The sequence below is a fragment of the Escherichia sp. KTE31 genome (assembly GCF_000407925.1).
Taxonomy (GTDB): domain Bacteria; phylum Pseudomonadota; class Gammaproteobacteria; order Enterobacterales; family Enterobacteriaceae; genus Escherichia; species Escherichia ruysiae.
Genome location: NZ_KE136722.1, coordinates 71,511 through 90,357, shown reverse-complemented (window position 1 = coordinate 90,357; position 18,847 = coordinate 71,511). Strand labels below are relative to the sequence as shown.

The window sequence follows — 18,847 nt, the reverse complement described above, 5'->3', positions numbered from 1 at the left end:
GACGTTAAGAATCCGTATCTTCGAGTGCCCACACAGATTGTCTGATAAATTGTTAAAGAGCAGTGCCGCTTCGCTTTTTCTCAGCGGCGCGGGGTGTGCATAATACGCTTTCCCGCTACAGAGTCAAGCATTTTTTTGCTTTTCTCTGCCGGAATTCTCAGGAGAATCCCGCTGACCCGGCGGCTTGTCTGCCGTTGTTCCGTGTCAGTGGTGGCGCATTATAGGGAGTTATTCTGAGCTGACAAGAGGAAATTTAAAATAATTTTCCGAATGCGCGTTTTTTATTCTTTATGCTTATTTCGGCGTCGGTTTGTCGGTTAAATGGGCAATTTCCCGGGCGAAATTCGCCACCTGCTCCCAATCGGTATAGACAACTTCTTTGCGCGTATCCGTTTCACCGCCTGACATCTTCATAATCAGCTTGATCATAAAACGGTCGTACCAGCGATAACGTGGGTAACGCAGCGCCCCGGCAATGACCGCGCAGCGATCGGGACGCCATTGCGAGTTCATCAGAAACTTCCGCGCGTAGCTGTTGGTCTGTGGAGTACGCTTCTCCGGTTTGCGCGCCACCAGGTTTACGGAATAAAAGGCGCTCGGCATTGAGTTCAGCTGCGTCGCATGTTTTTTGACAAATTCCTGGAACGCAGAATGGTAGTGACCGTAGCGAATAGACGCGCCAATGACCACGCGATCGTAGTTTTCCCACTGTGGCTCTTCAATGCGGTGCACATTAGCGACATCCGCCTGTATCCCCAGTTCTTTCAATTCCGAAGCCAGGTAGGAGGCAATCTCGCGCGTTTGTCCGTCCCTTGTTGAGAAAAGAATTAATGTTTTCACGTATTACTCCATCATTCACGCCAGAAAGTCGGGGTAAAGAGCACCAGCAATGTAAATACCTCGAGACGACCAAACAACATATTGGCAATCAGGATCCATTTAGCCACCGGGTTCATGCTGGTAAAGTTATCAGCAACCACGCCAAGCCCCGGCCCCAGGTTATTCAATGTCGCCACAACCGAAGCAAAGGCAGAAAAGTCATCCACGCCAGTGGCGATAATCGCCAACATACTGACAATAAATACCAACGCATAGGCCGAGAAAAATCCCCATACAGCCTCGAGGATACGTTCCGGCAGTGCACGGTTCCCCAACTTAATGCTGTAGACGGCGTTCGGATGCACCAGTCGTTTCAGCTCACGGTTCCCCTGTTTGAACAACAGCAAGATGCGGATCACTTTCAGGCCACCGCCCGTTGACCCGGCGCAACCGCCGATAAAAGCTGAACATAACAGCAGTACCGGCAAAAAGAGCGGCCAGCGGGCAATGCTGTCAGTCGTAAACCCAGCGGTTGTCGCCATCGACACCACCTGGAAAAACGCCTGGTTAATCGTCATCAGCGCCGAACTGTAGACATTATGAAACCACAGTACGAGTGTACAAATAACCACCAGCGTAAACTGTACGCCGATAAACATGCGAAATTCCGGATCGCGCCAGTAAACCTTCAGACTACGACCACTTAGCAGCGAGAAGTGCAGACCATAGTTACAGCCGGAGATCAGCAGGAAGATAGCAATGATAGTGTTAATTGTCGGGCTATCGAAATAGCCAACGCTGGCATCATGGGTTGAGAAGCCGCCAATGGCGATTGTCGCGAAGCTATGACCGATGGCATCAAAAGCATTCATTCCGGCAAACCACAGCGCCAGCGCACAGGCGACGGTCAGCAAGACATAAATCAGCCACAAGGTTTTCGCCGTTTCCGCAATACGCGGGCGCATTTTGTTATCTTTCAGCGGGCCGGGCATTTCTGCGCGATAGAGCTGCATCCCACCCACGCCGAGGATAGGCAGTATCGCAACCGCCAACACGATGATCCCCATCCCGCCAAACCATTGCAGCATCTGGCGATAAAAGAGGATGGCGTGAGGGAGCGAATCCAGCCCCACCAGCGTAGTGGCTCCCGTAGTGGTCAGGCCAGAGAAAGATTCAAAAAACGCATCGGTAATCGTGAGGTTCGGGCTTTCCGAGAAGATAAAAGGGAGCGCACCGACGCTACCCAGCACGGTCCAGAACAGCACCACTATCAGAAACCCCTCACGGGATTTCAGTTCGCCCTTCTCTTTGCGGTTCGGCCACCAAAGCATAGAGCCAATGGCGAGGGCGACAAAAAAGGTCTGGGTAAAAGCGCGGCCCGCTCCATCCCGGTAGATGAGTGCTACCAGCCCAGGGATAATCATGGTCCCTGAAAATAAGATGACCAGTAGTCCAACGATTCGGGTAATGGCGCGAAAATGCATCTCTGCCGCTTCCTTAGTTCTGCAAACGAAGTGGGGATTATTCTTCAATCGCTAACAATTGCAATGAACCACGGCTAAAATCCGCCAGCTTTGCGGAAAATTCAGCCACTTTCGCCGCCGGAAGCGCCAACCGCAGCAGAACGAATGCCTGATAATCACTGTTGATAATTTTGCCACCACACTGCCCCAGCAACGCTTCAATGCCGGTTAACTGACTATATTCACATTGCAAAGTATATTCGGTTAATGGCGTCTTGCGTTGGGTCGTTAGCTGTCGCAGCGCCTGATTCACGCCGCCACCATACGCTTTCACTAACCCACCAGTGCCCAGCAAGATGCCACCGTAGTAGCGCACCACCACGGCGGTAATTTCCCCGACGCCGCTGCCCATTAGTTGGGCGAGCATCGGTTTACCTGCCGTTCCCGCAGGTTCCCCGTCATCAGAGAAACCCAGTTGTTGAGAATCATCCGGTGCGCCAGCTACCCACGCCACGCAATGGTGGCGGGCATCTGGGTGCTCTGCCCGCACCGATTCAACAAACGCTTTCGCCGCCTCGACGCCATCGGTATGCGCCAACAGCGTAATGAAGCGGCTCTTTTTGATCTCTTCAACGACCGTGACCGGTGCCGCAGGAATTAACCAGCTTTCCATCACGCCAGTTTCAGATCCCGGGTCATGTTTTCCACGTTGTTTTCGTGGATCACCACGTTGTCTTCGATACGAATGCCGCCGAACGGTTTCAGTGCTTCAATTTTCTGCCAGTTGAAGTGTTTGCTGAACTGCCCTTCACGCCACGGTGCCAGTAGCGATTCGATGAAGTAGATACCCGGTTCGATGGTTAACACCATGCCTGGCTGGAGAATACGGGTGCAGCGCAGGTACGGATATTTTGCCGGTGCCGCGAGGTGCGTACCGCTATCATCCTGCATAAAACCGGCTACGTCATGCACCTGCAGACCCAGCGGATGGCCGATACCGTGCGGCATAAACGGTCCTGTGAGATCGTTTTCGACCATCGCTTCTTCACTCATATCGGTGATGATTTGATGTTTACGCAGCAGTTTGGCGATGCGTTGATGGAACTGGATGTGGTAATCCACATAGCTGACGCCCGCTTTCATGGTGGCGATCAGTGCCAGTTGTTCATCATTAACGTCTTTCACCAACTGTGCGTAGTCGTTGTCGCTTTTTGCCGACCAGGTACGGGTCAGGTCAGCTGCATAGCCGTTATATTCTGCCCCGGCATCCAGCAGGAAGCTGCGCATCTCTTCCGGCGCCTGATGATCCAGTTTGGTGTAATGCAGCACCGCAGCATGTTCGTTAAGCGCCACAATGTTGCTGTAAGGCACGTCGGTATCACGATGACCAGTCGCAGTCAGATAGGCAATGTTGATATCGAACTCGCTCATGCCAGAACGGAAGGCTTCTTCTGCCGCGCGATGACCGTTGACTGCCATTTTCTGCGCTTCACGCATACAGGCCAGTTCGTACTCGGTTTTAAAGGAGCGGTAGTAATGCAAGTAGTCGATAACCCCTTTCGGGTTGATGTTGCTGGCCTCAATACCCAGTTGCAGCGCACGTTCCGGCACCGGGCCAATATAGCCAATATTGCCGCGCGCAGCGGGCAGCAGGCTACCAATGCCATCGGCTTTCGGCAGCGCGATCACTTCCACATCCTCAGTCCAGAAAGAGGTCGGCAAAGGTTCGACGTTGTGCCAGTAATCAACCGGCAGATAAAACCACAGTTTCGGCTTGTTCACGCCATCCACCAGCAACCAGCAGTTTGGCACCTGAGTTACCGGCACCCACGCTTTGAATTGCGGATTAACTTTAAACGGATAAGGATGATCGTCGAGAAAAACGTTGAACAGCTCGCCGGAGTGAATAAGTAATGCATCCAGCTTGAAGCGCGCCAGCGCATCACGAGTCCGTTCTTGTAAGGTAGCTATATGATTTTTATAGAGCGAGGCCAGTGATTCCATTTTTTACCCTTCTGTTTTTTTGACCTTAAGTCTCCGCATCTTAGCACATCGTTCATACAGAGCGTGATTTCTGCCGAGCGTGATCGAATCGGCATTTCTTTAATCTTTTGTTTGCATATTTTTAACACAAAATACACACTTCGACTCATCTGGTACGACCAGATCACCTTGCGGATTCAGGAGACTGACATGCTTTACAAAGGCGACACCCTGTACCTTGACTGGCTGGAAGATGGCATTGCCGAACTGGTATTTGATGCCCCAGGTTCAGTTAATAAACTCGACACTGCGACCGTCGCTAGCCTCGGCGAGGCCATCGGCGTGCTGGAACAGCAATCAGATTTAAAAGGGCTGCTGTTGCGTTCGAACAAAGCAGCCTTTATCGTCGGTGCTGATATCACCGAATTTTTGTCCCTGTTCCTCGTTCCCGAAGAACAGTTAAGCCAGTGGCTGCATTTTGCCAATAGCGTGTTTAATCGCCTGGAAGATCTGCCGGTGCCGACCATTGCCGCCGTCAACGGCTACGCGCTGGGTGGTGGCTGTGAATGTGTACTGGCTACCGATTATCGTCTGGCGACGCCGGATCTGCGTATCGGTCTGCCGGAAACCAAACTGGGCATCATGCCGGGCTTTGGCGGTTCTGTACGTATGCCTCGTATGCTGGGCGCTGATAGTGCGCTGGAAATCATTGCCGCCGGTAAAGATGTCGGCGCGGATCAGGCGCTGAAAATCGGTCTGGTGGATGGCGTAGTCAAAGCAGAAAAACTGGTTGATGGTGCGATGGCGATTTTACGCCAGGCCATTAACGGCGACCTCGACTGGAAAGCGAAACGTCAGCCGAAGCTGGAACCGCTAAAACTGAGCAAGATTGAAGCCACCATGAGCTTCACCATCGCTAAAGGGATGGTCGCGCAAACGGCGGGGAAACATTATCCGGCCCCCATCACCGCAGTAAAAACTATTGAAGCGGCTGCCCGTTTTGGTCGTGAAGAAGCCTTAAACCTGGAAAACAAAAGTTTTGTCCCGCTGGCGCACACCAACGAAGCCCGCGCACTGGTCGGCATTTTCCTTAACGATCAATATGTAAAAGGCAAAGCGAAGAAACTCACTAAAGACGTTGAAACCCCGAAACAGGCCGCCGTGCTGGGCGCAGGCATTATGGGCGGCGGTATCGCTTACCAGTCCGCGTGGAAGGGCGTGCCGGTTGTCATGAAAGATATCAACGACAAGTCGTTAACCCTCGGCATGACCGAAGCCGCGAAACTGCTGAACAAGCAGCTTGAGCGCGGCAAGATCGATGGTCTGAAACTGGCTGGCGTGATCTCCACGATCCACCCAACGCTCGACTACGCCGGGTTTGACCGTGTGGATGTTGTGGTAGAAGCGGTTGTTGAAAACCCGAAAGTGAAAAAAGCCGTACTGGCAGAAACCGAGCAAAAAGTACGCCCGGATACCGTACTGGCCTCTAACACTTCAACCATTCCTATCAGCGAACTGGCCAACGCGCTGGAACGCCCGGAAAACTTCTGCGGTATGCACTTCTTTAACCCGGTGCACCGGATGCCGTTGGTGGAAATTATTCGCGGCGAGAAAAGCTCCGACGAAACCATCGCGAAAGTCGTCGCCTGGGCAAGCAAGATGGGCAAGACGCCGATTGTGGTGAACGACTGCCCCGGCTTCTTCGTTAACCGCGTACTGTTCCCCTACTTCGCTGGATTCAGTCAGTTGCTTCGCGACGGCGCGGACTTCCGCAAGATCGACAAAGTGATGGAAAAACAGTTTGGCTGGCCGATGGGTCCGGCATATCTGCTGGATGTCGTGGGGATTGATACCGCGCACCACGCCCAGGCAGTGATGGCAGCAGGCTTCCCGCAGCGGATGCAGAAAGATTATCGCGACGCCATCGACGCGCTGTTTGATGCCAACCGCTTTGGTCAGAAGAACGGCCTCGGTTTCTGGCGTTATAAAGAAGACAGCAAAGGCAAGCCGAAGAAAGAAGAAGATGCCGCCGTTGACGGCCTGCTGGCAGAAGTCAGCCAGCCGAAGCGCGATTTCAGCGAGGAAGAGATTATCGCCCGCATGATGATCCCGATGGTCAACGAAGTGGTCCGCTGTCTGGAAGAGGGCATTATCGCCACTCCGGCAGAAGCGGACATGGCGCTGGTCTACGGCCTGGGCTTCCCTCCGTTCCACGGCGGCGCGTTCCGCTGGCTGGACACCCTCGGCAACGCGAAATATCTCGATATGGCACAGCAGTATCAGCACCTCGGCCCGCTGTATGAAGTGCCGGAAGGTCTGCGTAATAAAGCGCGTCATAACGAACCGTACTATCCCCCGGTTGAGCCAGCCCGTCCGGTTGGCGACCTGAAAACGGCTTAAGGAGTCACAATGGAACAGGTTGTCATTGTCGATGCAATTCGCACCCCGATGGGCCGTTCGAAGGGCGGTGCTTTTCGTAACGTGCGTGCGGAAGATCTCTCCGCTCATTTAATGCGTAGCCTGCTGGCGCGTAATCCGGCGCTGGAAGCGGCTACTCTCGACGATATTTACTGGGGGTGTGTGCAGCAGACGCTGGAGCAGGGTTTTAACATCGCCCGTAACGCTGCGCTGCTGGCAGAAGTGCCGCACTCTGTCCCTGCGGTGACCGTCAATCGCTTGTGTGGTTCATCCATGCAGGCATTGCATGACGCAGCACGGATGATCATGACCGGCGATGCGCAGGCATGTCTGGTCGGCGGCGTGGAGCATATGGGCCATGTGCCGATGAGCCACGGCGTCGATTTTCACCCCGGTCTTAGCCGTAATGTCGCCAAAGCGGCGGGCATGATGGGCTTAACGGCAGAAATGCTGGCGCGTATGCACGGTATTAGCCGTGAAATGCAGGATGCCTTTGCCGCGCGATCACACGCTCGCGCCTGGGCCGCCACACAGTCGGGCGCATTTAAAAATGAAATCATCCCGACCGGTGGTCACGATGTCGACGGCGTACTGAAACAGTTTAATTACGACGAAGTGATTCGCCCGGAAACCACCATGGAAGCCCTCGCCACGCTGCGTCCGGCGTTTGATCCGGTCAGCGGTACGGTAACGGCGGGCACGTCCTCTGCTCTTTCCGATGGTGCAGCCGCCATGCTGGTAATGAGTGAAAGCCGCGCCCGTGAATTAGGTCTTAAGCCGCGCGCTCGCGTGCGTTCGATGGCGGTCGTTGGTTGTGACCCATCGATTATGGGTTACGGCCCGGTTCCGGCCTCTAAGCTGGCGTTGAAAAAAGCGGGGCTTTCTGCCAGCGACATCGGCGTGTTTGAAATGAACGAAGCCTTTGCCGCGCAGATCCTGCCGTGTATTAAAGATCTGGGGTTAATGGAGCAAATTGACGAGAAGATCAACCTCAACGGTGGTGCGATCGCGCTGGGTCATCCGCTGGGTTGTTCCGGTGCGCGTATCAGCACCACGCTGCTGAATCTGATGGAACGCAAAGACGTCCAGTTTGGTCTGGCGACGATGTGTATCGGCCTGGGTCAGGGTATTGCGACGGTGTTTGAGCGGGTTTAACCACTTGCCGGATGCGGCGTAAACGCCTTATCCGGTCTACCGATCCTGCACCAATGTAGGCCTGATAAGACGCGCCAGCGTCGCATCAGGCATCGTGTGCCGAATGCCGGATGCGACATAGATCTAAATGCCACTGTATAAAGTTTTAGTTGCCGTTCTTCCCGCCTGTCAGGGGCGGGTTTTTTATATCTCAGATAAACGCAAACGCATCGCCAAACAGGCGGTCTTCCCGCGCATTACGCTCACTGCAAAACAGGTCACGGGCGATTTTCGCCATCTCAAAACGTCCGGCAATGTAGATATCATGCTCTGCCAGCGTACCGTGATCCTGCAACACCGCCGTTAAAACCGTGCCAGTACGACCACGCCAGCCCGCTTCCGGTTGTTCAACCACCGGCACCACTTGCAGACCAGGATGCTTAAGCGAAAGCGCCTCAAGTTCGGAAAGATCATAAAGGTGCTGCTCTTCACGCCCGCCCCAGTAAATGGTGATATCACGATTGGGATTACGCGCCAGCGCCGTCAGCAAAATCGAACGGGCATAAGAGAACCCGGTGCCGCCCGCAATCAGAATCATCGGACGCTCTTCATCATCGCGCAGCCACGCATCACCGTGCGGAATATCGACCACGATTTGATGATCTTTGAGGATGCGATCCATGACTGCTTTCGCGTAAAGGTTGATTTCAGAAGCGCCAATATGCAGCTCAATGAAACCTTGTTCATTCGGCGTCGAGGCCATTGAGAACGGGCGTTTATCGCGCTCGTCCATCACTACCATCAAATACTGACCAGCACGAAAAGAAAAGGCCGCGTCTGGCACGATTCGGACACGATATACGGTATCCGTGATAGCTTCTACCGAGGTCACTTTACAGCTTAAGGTTGTCATGCGCTTTCTCTGTCGGATCGATAAATAGGGCAATACAAACGCGCCTCAGGCGCTTTTACCGTTGTTAAAAATAGCCAGTTCATCCCAGATTGCATCAATACGCGCGACAACGTCCGGATCTTTTTTGATAGGACGCCCCCACTCGCGCTGGGTTTCCCCCGGCCATTTATTCGTGGCATCCAGCCCCATTTTTGAACCCAGCCCGGAAACAGGCGAGGCAAAATCCAGATAATCAATGGGTGTATTTTCTACCAGAACGGTATCCCGCGCCGGGTCCATACGGGTAGTAATCGCCCAAATCACATCATTCCAGTCGCGTGCGTTGACATCATCATCGCAAACGATCACAAATTTGGTGTACATAAACTGGCGTAAGAACGACCAGACGCCCATCATGACGCGCTTCGCGTGCCCGGCGTATTGCTTTTTGATCGTCACAACCGCCAGACGATAGGAACAGCCTTCCGGCGGCAGGTAAAAATCGACAATTTCCGGGAATTGTTTTTGTAGAATCGGCACGAACACTTCGTTCAACGCCACACCCAGTACCGCAGGTTCATCCGGCGGACGACCAGTATAGGTGGAGTGGTAAATCGCATCTTCACGCTGAGTAATATGCGTCACGGTAAATACCGGGAAACTATCGACTTCATTATAGTAACCGGTGTGGTCGCCATACGGCCCTTCTGGCGCCGTTTCGCCTTGTTCGATATACCCTTCCAGCACAATTTCCGCACTGGCGGGCACTTCAAGGTCATTGGAGATACACTTCACCACTTCGGTTTTGGTGCCGCGTAGTAATCCGGCAAATGCATACTCTGAAAGCGTATCTGGAACGGGCGTGACTGCACCGAGAATTGTGGCGGGATCGGCACCCAGCGCCACAGAAACCGGGAAACGTTCACCCGGATGCGCCGCACACCACTCCTGGAAATCCAGCGCGCCGCCGCGATGCGACAACCAGCGCATAATCAGCTTGTTTTTACCAATCAACTGCTGGCGATAAATGCCAAGATTCTGCCGCTCTTTGTGCGGGCCACGCGTCACTGTCAATCCCCAGGTAATCAGCGGAGCGGCATCTTCCGGCCAGCAGGTCATAATGGGGATACGGTTAAGATCGACATCCTCGCCGGAGACGATTTTTTGCTGACAAGGCGCACCACGTAACCGTTTCGTTGGCATGTTCAACACCTGCTTAAACTGCGGCAGCTTATCAAACAAGTCGCGGAAACCTTTTGGCGGCTCCGGCTCTTTCAGAAACGCTAATAATTTACCGACTTCACGTAGCGCCGAAACATCTTCCTGCCCCATGCCCATCGCCACGCGCTTCGGCGTACCGAACAGGTTGCACAGCACCGGCATCGAGTACCCTTTAGGGTTTTCGAACAACAGCGCAGGCCCACCGGCACGCAATGTGCGGTCAGCAATTTCAGTGATTTCCAGATGCGGATCCACCGGGAGCGTGATACGTTTTAGCTCACCCTGCTGTTCAAGCAGAGTCAGGAAGTCGCGTAAATCGTTATATTTCATGGCGTCCATTGTAGCCTCTTAATCTGCGCCCATTATACGGCGTTCATCTTCGCGATGCTGTAAATTTGTTAAATTAGCGTGAACTCAGGCGCTATAATGCAAACCGGGGAATATAATTAACTTAACGCATCGCTTTTGCTATTCTTGCGCCCCGATTAAACGGATAAGAGTCATTATGCAATCCTGGTATTTACTGTACTGCAAGCGCGGGCAACTTCAACGTGCCCAGGAACACCTCGAAAGACAGGCCGTTAATTGCCTGGCACCGATGATCACCCTGGAAAAAATCGTGCGTGGCAAACGTACCGCAGTCAGTGAGCCGTTGTTCCCCAACTACCTGTTTGTGGAATTTGATCCAGAAGTGATTCATACCACTACCATCAATGCCACACGTGGTGTCAGCCACTTCGTGCGCTTTGGTGCATCGCCTGCGATAGTCCCATCGGCTGTGATTCATCAGCTGTCGGTGTATAAACCGGAAGACATTGTCGATCCGGCAACGCCATATCCAGGTGATAAGGTGATTATTACCGAAGGCGCATTCGAAGGTTTTCAGGCCATTTTCACCGAACCCGACGGCGAGGCACGCTCCATGCTATTGCTTAATCTTATCAATAAAGAAATTAAGCACAGCGTGAAGAACACTGAGTTCCGCAAACTCTAGAACGCAATCCCAAACAGCGTTTTGACATTGGCATCTGTGGTGGCCGCCAGCCACGCAGCATCCTCCCCTCGCCAGTGCGCAATACGTTGCACAATATGAGGCAGATAAGCAGGCTCGTTACGCCGGGATGATGGCTTTGGCGTGAGATCGCGCGGGAGTAAATACGGCGCATCGGTTTCGATCAGCAATTTCTCCGCCGGAATAAATGGCAACAGATCACGCAATTCCATCCCGCGTCGTTCATCGCAAACCCAACCAGTAATGCCGATATAAATCCCACGCGCCACGCACGCCTGCATCTCTTCGCGTGTGCCAGTAAAGCAATGAAGAACCGCACCAGGCAGTTTATTCAGCCACGGCTCCAGCAATGTCATAAACCGCTCATGGGCATCGCGACAGTGCATAAATACCGGCATGTTTAATTCTGCGGCAATACGTAGCTGGGCAACAAAAGCGCGTTCCTGCTCTTCCGGCGTAGAAAAGTTGCGGTTAAAGTCGAGACCACACTCACCAATCGCCACTACTTCTGGCAGCGCGGCCAGTTCAATAATTGCTTCTTCGGTCGCGGCTTGCCACTGGCTGCTGTCATGAGGATGCACGCCCGCCGTTGACCAACAGTGCGGATACTGACGCGCCAGTTTTTGCGCCTGCTGGCTTTCACGCAGGTTAGTACCGGTGATGAGTAGCCCATCAACTCCCGCGTCAAAAGCGCGCTCTACAACATCACCACGGTCTTTCGCAAATTGCGAGCTGGTCAAATTAACGCCGATATCAAACATCCTGCACTCCATATGACAACCGCCCTGACGGGCGGTTGAATTTATTCTTCAGTTTTTTCGCTTTCAGCGTCGTTTTCTTCTTCCCGGTTTCGGCCTTTACCAACGTAAAAGCGGGAGAAGAAGACACCGATTTCAAACAGGCAGTACATCGGGATCGCCAGCAGCGTTTGCGAGAAGACATCCGGCGGCGTCAGCAGCATCCCAACGACGAATGCGCCAACCAGCACATACGGGCGTTTTTTGCGTAAGTCTTCTGGCGAGGTAATCCCCATCCAGCACAGCAGCACAATGGCAACCGGCACTTCAAACGAAACACCAAACGCCATAAACAACGCCATAACGAAGCTTAAGTAGCTGGCGATGTCGGTGGATACCTGTACCCCTTCCGGCGCGGTATTGGCGAGGAAGCCAAATGCCAGTGGAAAGACCACGAAGTAGGCGAACGCCATGCCGATATAAAACAGCAAAGAGCTGGAAACCAGCAGAGGCACCACCAGGCGACGTTCGTGCTTATACAACGCCGGGGCGATAAACGCCCACACCTGATAGAGAATCACCGGCGCTGACAGAATCAGCGATACCATAAAGGTCAGCTTGATCGGCGTAAAGAACGGCGAGGCCACATCGGTGGCGATCATCGTTGAACCTTGCGGCAATTGCTTGATCAACGGCGCGGATACCAGGTGATAGATATCATTGGCGAAATAGACCAGGCACAGAAATATCACGATCACCGCGATAATGCAGTTCAGCAGACGCTTACGCAGCTCAATCAGATGCGTGATAAGCGGTTGAGTATCTTCTACAGACATGTTTACGGTTTATCACTCGACGAAGGGGAAGGTGCAGCGGTTTTCGGTTCAGCGTCCGCAACAGGTTTTACCACCGGCTCTGGCGTGGTTTCTGGCTTCTGTTCCGGCGAACTGGCCTGCGTTTGTGCAGCGGCAGGGGTTACTCCCTCATGCGCAGCTTCATTATCTTTCACCACCGGATTATGGATGGTGTGCGCTTCATCACTCGCCTTTTCAGGATCGTTTGCAACATAGGAACGCTTCATCGATTCTGCAGCCTGGCGCAGTTCATCCATTGACGCTTTCAGTTCAGGCGTCAGGTTGGTCAGGCTTGCCTTTTCAACCTTTTTCAGGCTGTCCTGAAACTCCTGGAGTTTTAACTCCTGGGTCAGTTCGTTCTGCACCGTTGTCGCCAGTGAACGCAACGCGCGAATCCAGCCCGCTACCGTTTTTACCGCCACAGGCAGTCGTTGCGGCCCCAGAACGACGAGGCCGATGATGAACACCAATAGCAGTTCGCTAAAACCGATATCAAACACGGATTACACCTGCTCTTTATCGTGGCGCTTCGCGTCTTCTGTTTTAGCCTGTTCCTGATTCGTATCCGCCTGCTTATCGGCGATAGTTTTTGCAGTAAAATCAGCATCCTGACTGGTTTTATCCTGCTTTGGTTCATCATCGCTCATTGCTTTTTTAAAGCCTTTAATTGATGCACCAAGATCGGAACCGATGGAGCCGAGCTTTTTGGTGCCAAAAAGCAGTACAACGATGACGGCAATAATCAATAACTGCCAAATACTGATACCACCCATACATGTTCCTCTGTGGTAGATGATGATTAAACAAGGCCGCATTATACGTTACACGGCCCGCCTTGAGCGATGAAAAAATCAGCGTGTTTTGCGCCAACCGACAAACCAGGCGATCAGACCACCTGCCATTAACCAGCCGGGCATCAGCCCCCATTCAGGTCGGCTGACCAACAAGAATGTGCCGCTTAATACTAACGTCGCGCCAATTCCGAGAAAATAACGCGATTGTCCCTGACGTACATGATTTGCCTGAAGCTCGCGGGCAATCTTATCAACACTGTGCTGTAAATACTTGCCCTGGCGCAAACTGTCGTAAACCAGTTCAGGCAGTTCTGGCATTTTTTCGACCCAGAACGGCGCTTTTTCTTTAAATGCTCTCACCAGCGCAGGAATGCCAACCTGATCTTTAATCCACGACTCGAGGAAAGGCTTCGCCGTTTTCCATAAATCGAGCTGCGGATAAAGCTGCCGTCCTACCCCTTCGATGTAGAGCAAGGTTTTCTGGAGTAACACCAGTTGCGGCTGTACTTCCATATTGAAACGACGCGCCGTATTAAACAGATTTAACAGCACATGTCCAAATGAAATTTCTGCCAGCGGTTTCTCAAAAATAGGTTCACAGACAGTACGAATGGCAAATTCGAACTCTTCAACGTTGGTATCTGGCGGCACCCAGCCAGAATCAACGTGCAGTTCCGCTACTTTGCGATAGTCACGGTTAAAGAAGGCGATAAAGTTTTCCGCCAGATAGCGTTTATCTTCTTTGTTTAACGAGCCGACAATCCCGCAATCAATACCAATATACTTCGGATTTTCCGGGTGTTCGAAGCTTACGAAGATGTTGCCAGGGTGCATATCGGCATGGAAAAAGCTGTCGCGAAAGACCTGAGTGAAGAACACCTGCACACCGCGTTCCGCCAACAATTTCATGTTGGTGCCGTTTTTCTCCAGCGTCGCGACATCCGAAACTGGAATGCCATAGATACGCTCCATCACCATCATCCCTTCACTGCAATAGTCAGGGTAAACTTCCGGGATGTAGAGCATCGGGCTATTTTCGAAATTACGCCGAAGCTGAATGGCGTTGGCAGATTCCCGCAGCAAATTCAGTTCATCAATCAACGTCTTTTCGTACTCGCGCACCACTTCGGTTGGACGCAGACGGCGACCATCCGGTAGTAAACGCGGCACCCAACGAGCCAGACGATAGATGAGTTTCAGATCCGCTTTTATGACTGGCAAAATATCCGGGCGAATGACTTTAATCACCACCTCTTTGCCATTCGATTTCAACCGAGCAGTATGTACCTGTGCTACGGAAGCCGATGCCAGCGGCTTAATGTCAAAATCATCAAACCACGCTTCCACCGGCAGACCGCCCATCGCCGCTTCAATTTGTGCTTTCGCCAGTTCGCCGTCAAAAGGCGCGACTTTATCCTGCAAGAGCGCCAGTTGGTCAGCAATATGCGGCGGAAAAAGGTCACGGCGGGTCGATAGCATCTGTCCAAACTTGATCCATACCGGACCCAGTTCTTGCAGCGCCAGTCGCAGTCGTTCACCTAATGGTTTGTCTTTATGTCGATTCGGCATCCAGAATAATGAGTATCGCCATAACCGCAACGGCAAAGTGATACGCATTTTAGGGATCAGTTCATCAAGTCCGTAACTTAAAAAAGTGCGAATGATGAAATACAGGCGCCGTACTTCACCTGGCGTCATTAAACTGCCTCCAGTTTTTCCAGCCGTTTGGTTAGCGCATCGACGGCTCGCTCAACGGCGGATGTCTCTTCCGCAAACCAGGCCACTTCAAGCGGACCAGGCGCCATACGCCACTCTTCAGTAATGGCTTCCGCCACGTAGCGTTGCTGGCGTTGAATACCGTGATGCAGGAACTTCGCGCCACCACGCAGGGCTTTGCTAATGCCTTCGGCGGCGATATCACCCGTATAAGGTGCCAGCAGTTCCGCTGGGTCGAACTCCGCCAGATCTGCCAGCGCAACAAAGTTTTGCACCACCTGAATATCGCCCTGCACTTCCAGCTCACCGCTACGAATCAGTGCAGCAAGCTGCTGGCGATCGCGAAGTTTCGGCAACACGCTGGCATAAGCGATAACGGTGCAGTCAGCATCACCCGCCCATTCTCCCAGTACATCGACCTGACGTTCGCTGAACACCAGAATCAACGATGTCGAAAAGCCTTTTACCTCCACGCGCAATACTTTACCCAGCAGACGCGAGCGGGCCGTTTTCAGCGCGGGTGAGCGGTACAGGAAGGTGTTGAGCAGACTTTCGATTCCTGCCGTCACTAAAGGTTTAAAAGGCATTTCCGGTCTCCTGTCAGAACTTATAACCACGATGCAGCGCCACAACGCCAGCCGTCAGGTTGTAATAGTCGACACTTTCGAATCCGGCATCTTGCATCATGGCTTTCAGAGTATCCTGATCGGGATGCATACGGATGGATTCAGCCAGATAACGATAGCTGTCGGCATCATTCGCGACCAGCGAGCCAATACGCGGCAGAACATGGAAGGAGTAAGCGTCATAAGCTTTGCTTAACGGCTCGATAATCGGCTTCGAGAACTCAAGCACCAGTAGACGACCGCCGGGTTTCAGCACGCGATACATTGAACGTAGTGCTTTATCTTTGTCGGTGACGTTACGCAGACCAAACGAAATGGTGATGCAATCAAAGGTGTTATCCGGGAACGGCAGCGCCTCGGCGTTCGCCTGAACATACTCAACGTTGCCAATCACACCGATATTACGCAGTTTCTCGCGCCCCATTTTGAGCATGGATTCATTGATATCGGCGAGGACCACCTTACCCGTTTCACCGACCAGGCGAGAGAATTTCGCTGTCAGATCGCCGGTGCCGCCAGCCAGATCCAGTACAGTCTGCCCACGGCGTACGCCGCTGCAATCGATCGTGAAACGCTTCCACAAACGATGAATACCAAATGACATCAAATCATTCATAACATCGTATTTCGATGCCACGGAATGGAAAACGTGGGCGACCATATCCGCTTTTTGCTCTTTCGCGACGGTCTGAAAACCAAAGTGCGTCGTTTCTTGTGACTTATCCACCATCTCAATGCCTGCTCATCAAAAAATTGTTCCAGAAGTGTAACAGATTGGGCGTCGATGCCCTAGATTTCTACCCGGCGTAACTACCCCCAATGGGCTAGCGCGACTGCTGATTATATTCATCATCGCGTTGATAAGCTTCATCATTCGGCTGCCCTGGAACCGACCGCAGTCGATACTCTTCATCCTGACTCACCGCCTGTTCAGCCAAATCCGGATTAATCTCGCGTTTAATTTCTACCCCTAAACCGCGAAACGCTTCTGCCTGCGCCAGCACATTTCCGCGACCTGAAGAGAGTTTTTTCATTGCCTGACGATAGTTATCCTGCGCTTTGTCCAGACTTTGACCAATCGCAGACATGTCATCGATGAACAAACGCATCTTGTCGTACAGCTTGCTGGCGCGATCGGCGATTTGCTGGGCGTTGCGACTTTGATGCTCATAACGCCAGAGATTGGCGATAGTACGCAACGCCACCAGCAGCGTGGTCGGGCTAACCAGCATGATATTGTTTTTCAACGCTTCGGTTATCAGCTCCGGCTGGCGATCAAGCGCCAGTAAAAACGCAGGTTCGACGGGGATAAACATCAGCACGTAATCCAGGGTTCTTAGCCCTGGGAGCTGTTGATAATCTTTACGCCCCAGCAAGCGGATATGGTTACGCACCGACGCGATATGTTCCTGCAATGCACTTTCGCGGGTGTAGTCGTCTTCCGCGTTGAAGTAGCGTTCATAAGCGACCAGCGTCATTTTGGCGTCGATCACCACATCTTTCCCCTGCGGTAGTCGCACGATAACATCCGGCTGCATCCGCGAGCGGGCATCATTTTCGATACTCACCTGGGTTTCGTATTCATACCCTTCACGCAAGCCAGATGCCTCCAGTACTCGCGTTAATACCACTTCGCCCCAGTTGCCCTGGGTTTTATTGTCACCTTTCAGCGCACGCGTCAGGTTGATTGCCTCCTGGGCCATTTGCGCATTGAGCTGCTGGAGATTGCGAATTTCGTGGGTCAGGGTATGGCGTTCTTGTGCTTCTTTACCGAAGCTGTCCTGAACCTGACGGCGAAAACCGTCCAGTTGTTCACGCAGCGGCGACAACAGGCTGTTCAGGCTCTGACGGTTTTGCTCATCAACGCGGCGATTGCTGTGCTCGAAAATACGGTTGGCGAGGTTTTCAAACTGCTCGCTCAAACGCTGCTCGCTGTTAATCATCTGGCGAATTTTATCGTCAGCGTGTTGCTGTGCGGCCTCCATCCGCGTGGTCACTTCACGCAGATCAGCCTCCAGCGAGGTGTTAATACTTTGCAGGCTGCGCACTTCGTTATTGAGTAATTCACACTCTGTGCGCCAGTGTTCACTTTGGGTAATTTGTTGTTTTGCCGCACTTAACTCCGCGACCATCTCTTCACGTTCAGCTAATTGCTCGGCTTTTTGCTGCGCATGTTGATAACTGGCAAACAGCCAGCCGATGGCCACACTGACCAGCGCAATAATGGCATAAACAATGATTGAGAAATCCACAAAGCCTCCTGACGCAACAACTTACCCGCACAAAATAGAATTGTGCTGTACAAACGTCCAGTTGGAAAGGCATTTCCTGCGAGGCGCTACGCAAAAATACAAAAGGCCGAACGCGTCGGCCTTCAGACAGGAGAAGAGAATTACAACAGACGACGCGCCGCTTCCACCACGATTTTCACCGCATGGCTTTCGGTTTGTTTCATCGTCTCAGCATTCGGGATCTCTTGCTGAGTGCGGTTAACGATAACGCCCGCCACCATACCAGCACGCAGGCCCTGACTTGCACACATGGTCAGCAGAGTCGCAGATTCCATTTCATAGTTCATCACGCCCATCGCCTGCCACTCTTCCATAGAACCTTTAAAGTGACGGACTACGCGACCAGAGTAAGTATCGTAACGTTCCTGACCTGGGTAGAAGGTATCAGAAGAAGCAGTCACGCCAACGTGAGTCGTCGCGCCAATAGACTTCGCTGCTTCAACCAGCGCAGTCGTACATTCGAAATCAGCGACAGCCGGGAACTCCAGCGGTGCGAAGTGCAGGCTCGCGCCATCCAGACGAACAGACGCCGTGGTAACCAGTACATCGCCAACATTAATATGCGGCTGAATAGCGCCAGTTGTACCGATACGCAGGAAGGTGCGAATGCCCAGCTGTGCCAGTTCTTCAACGGCAATAGAAGTAGACGGACCGCCGATACCGGTAGAGCAGACAATAACAGGTTTACCATCCAGCTCTGCACGCCAGGTGGTGAATTCGCGGTGAGATGCCAGCTTAACCGGCTTATCCATCAGCGCGGCGATCTTTTCCACACGATCCGGGTCGCCAGGGACGATGGCAAGCGTAGCCCCTTGTAAATCGTTTTTAGTGAGGCCGAGATGAAAAACATCAGACTTGGACATATACAACTCCTCTGTGAATCGGTT

At 52.7% G+C, this 18,847-nt stretch carries 18 protein-coding genes; 3 read left to right on the top strand and 15 right to left on the bottom strand.

The annotated features are described in order from the left end of the window. Nucleotides 1-294: 294 nt before the first annotated feature. From hemG to pepQ, 4 genes are read right to left on the bottom strand one after another with little or no spacing between them, the layout of a single operon-like run. Nucleotides 295-840: a menaquinone-dependent protoporphyrinogen IX dehydrogenase gene (gene hemG, locus WES_RS20305; RefSeq protein WP_016158875.1), complete on the bottom strand. Its 546-nt coding sequence runs from the start codon at nucleotides 838-840 to the stop codon at nucleotides 295-297. A gap of 11 nt (nucleotides 841-851) precedes the next feature. Continuing rightward, nucleotides 852-2,303 carry a Trk system potassium transporter TrkH gene (gene trkH / locus WES_RS20310; RefSeq protein ID WP_000545681.1) on the bottom strand — a complete coding sequence of 484 codons (1,452 nt, stop codon included), beginning with the start codon at nucleotides 2,301-2,303 and terminating at the stop codon, nucleotides 852-854. Between the two features lie 37 nt (nucleotides 2,304-2,340). After that, the gene (locus tag WES_RS20315; protein WP_016158874.1) at nucleotides 2,341-2,955 is read right to left on the bottom strand and encodes an IMPACT family protein; all 615 of its coding nucleotides are present in this window, start codon (nucleotides 2,953-2,955) and stop codon (nucleotides 2,341-2,343) included. Further along, nucleotides 2,955-4,286 carry a Xaa-Pro dipeptidase gene (gene pepQ / locus WES_RS20320; RefSeq protein WP_000444561.1) on the bottom strand — a complete coding sequence of 444 codons (1,332 nt, stop codon included), beginning with the start codon at nucleotides 4,284-4,286 and terminating at the stop codon, nucleotides 2,955-2,957. Before pepQ ends, WES_RS20315 begins: the two co-directional genes overlap by 1 nt. Nucleotides 4,287-4,475: 189 nt before the next feature. Between pepQ and fadB the strand changes: the two genes are divergently transcribed. Together fadB and fadA are read left to right on the top strand one after the other, a co-directional pair. Continuing rightward, the gene (gene fadB / locus WES_RS20325; RefSeq protein WP_016158873.1) at nucleotides 4,476-6,665 is read left to right on the top strand and encodes a fatty acid oxidation complex subunit alpha FadB; all 2,190 of its coding nucleotides are present in this window, start codon (nucleotides 4,476-4,478) and stop codon (nucleotides 6,663-6,665) included. A gap of 9 nt (nucleotides 6,666-6,674) precedes the next feature. Continuing rightward, nucleotides 6,675-7,838 (top strand): acetyl-CoA C-acyltransferase FadA, encoded by a 1,164-nt coding sequence (fadA, locus tag WES_RS20330; protein ID WP_016158872.1) that lies wholly within the window; start codon nucleotides 6,675-6,677, stop codon nucleotides 7,836-7,838. A gap of 190 nt (nucleotides 7,839-8,028) precedes the next feature. Here the strand turns inward: fadA and fre are convergent, their stop codons facing one another. Next, nucleotides 8,029-8,730 (bottom strand): NAD(P)H-flavin reductase, encoded by a 702-nt coding sequence (gene fre, locus WES_RS20335; protein WP_010352530.1) that lies wholly within the window; start codon nucleotides 8,728-8,730, stop codon nucleotides 8,029-8,031. A gap of 45 nt (nucleotides 8,731-8,775) precedes the next feature. After that, nucleotides 8,776-10,269 (bottom strand): 4-hydroxy-3-polyprenylbenzoate decarboxylase, encoded by a 1,494-nt coding sequence (gene ubiD, locus WES_RS20340; protein WP_000339815.1) that lies wholly within the window; start codon nucleotides 10,267-10,269, stop codon nucleotides 8,776-8,778. Nucleotides 10,270-10,435: 166 nt separating this feature from the next. Here ubiD and rfaH point away from each other — a divergent pair, with 166 nt between their 5' ends. Further along, nucleotides 10,436-10,924 (top strand): transcription/translation regulatory transformer protein RfaH, encoded by a 489-nt coding sequence (gene rfaH, locus WES_RS20345; protein ID WP_001192392.1) that lies wholly within the window; start codon nucleotides 10,436-10,438, stop codon nucleotides 10,922-10,924. Here the strand turns inward: rfaH and tatD are convergent. The 9 genes from tatD to udp all read right to left on the bottom strand — a co-directional run bounded on the left by tatD (nucleotide 10,921) and on the right by udp (nucleotide 18,823). Continuing rightward, the gene (tatD, locus tag WES_RS20350; protein ID WP_016158871.1) at nucleotides 10,921-11,703 is read right to left on the bottom strand and encodes a 3'-5' ssDNA/RNA exonuclease TatD; all 783 of its coding nucleotides are present in this window, start codon (nucleotides 11,701-11,703) and stop codon (nucleotides 10,921-10,923) included. The two genes, rfaH and tatD, sit on opposite strands and share 4 nt — an antisense overlap. 41 nt (nucleotides 11,704-11,744) lie before the next feature. Next, the gene (tatC, locus tag WES_RS20355) at nucleotides 11,745-12,515 is read right to left on the bottom strand and encodes a Sec-independent protein translocase subunit TatC (RefSeq protein WP_000109945.1); all 771 of its coding nucleotides are present in this window, start codon (nucleotides 12,513-12,515) and stop codon (nucleotides 11,745-11,747) included. A 2-nt stretch (nucleotides 12,516-12,517) separates the two neighbouring features. Further along, nucleotides 12,518-13,033, bottom strand: a complete 516-nt coding sequence (tatB, locus tag WES_RS20360; protein ID WP_000459596.1) for a Sec-independent protein translocase protein TatB — start codon at nucleotides 13,031-13,033, stop codon at nucleotides 12,518-12,520. Nucleotides 13,034-13,036: 3 nt separating this feature from the next. Then, nucleotides 13,037-13,306, bottom strand: coding sequence for a Sec-independent protein translocase subunit TatA (gene tatA, locus WES_RS20365; RefSeq protein WP_001295260.1), 270 nt, complete (start codon nucleotides 13,304-13,306; stop codon nucleotides 13,037-13,039). Nucleotides 13,307-13,384: 78 nt separating this feature from the next. Beyond that, a complete protein-coding gene (gene ubiB / locus WES_RS20370) occupies nucleotides 13,385-15,025 on the bottom strand; it encodes a ubiquinone biosynthesis regulatory protein kinase UbiB (protein WP_000187538.1) in 1,641 nt (546 codons plus the stop codon). After that, nucleotides 15,025-15,630 carry a ubiquinone biosynthesis protein UbiJ gene (ubiJ, locus tag WES_RS20375; RefSeq protein ID WP_001116107.1) on the bottom strand — a complete coding sequence of 202 codons (606 nt, stop codon included), beginning with the start codon at nucleotides 15,628-15,630 and terminating at the stop codon, nucleotides 15,025-15,027. Before ubiJ ends, ubiB begins: the two co-directional genes overlap by 1 nt. 13 nt (nucleotides 15,631-15,643) lie before the next feature. Then, the gene (gene ubiE / locus WES_RS20380; protein WP_000227958.1) at nucleotides 15,644-16,399 is read right to left on the bottom strand and encodes a bifunctional demethylmenaquinone methyltransferase/2-methoxy-6-polyprenyl-1,4-benzoquinol methylase UbiE; all 756 of its coding nucleotides are present in this window, start codon (nucleotides 16,397-16,399) and stop codon (nucleotides 15,644-15,646) included. Between the two features lie 94 nt (nucleotides 16,400-16,493). After that, nucleotides 16,494-17,921 carry a DNA recombination protein RmuC gene (rmuC, locus tag WES_RS20385; RefSeq protein ID WP_016158870.1) on the bottom strand — a complete coding sequence of 476 codons (1,428 nt, stop codon included), beginning with the start codon at nucleotides 17,919-17,921 and terminating at the stop codon, nucleotides 16,494-16,496. Nucleotides 17,922-18,061: 140 nt separating this feature from the next. Then, entirely contained in the window at nucleotides 18,062-18,823 is a 762-nt protein-coding gene (gene udp / locus WES_RS20390) for a uridine phosphorylase (RefSeq protein WP_000045177.1), read from the bottom strand. Nucleotides 18,824-18,847: the final 24 nt, after the last annotated feature.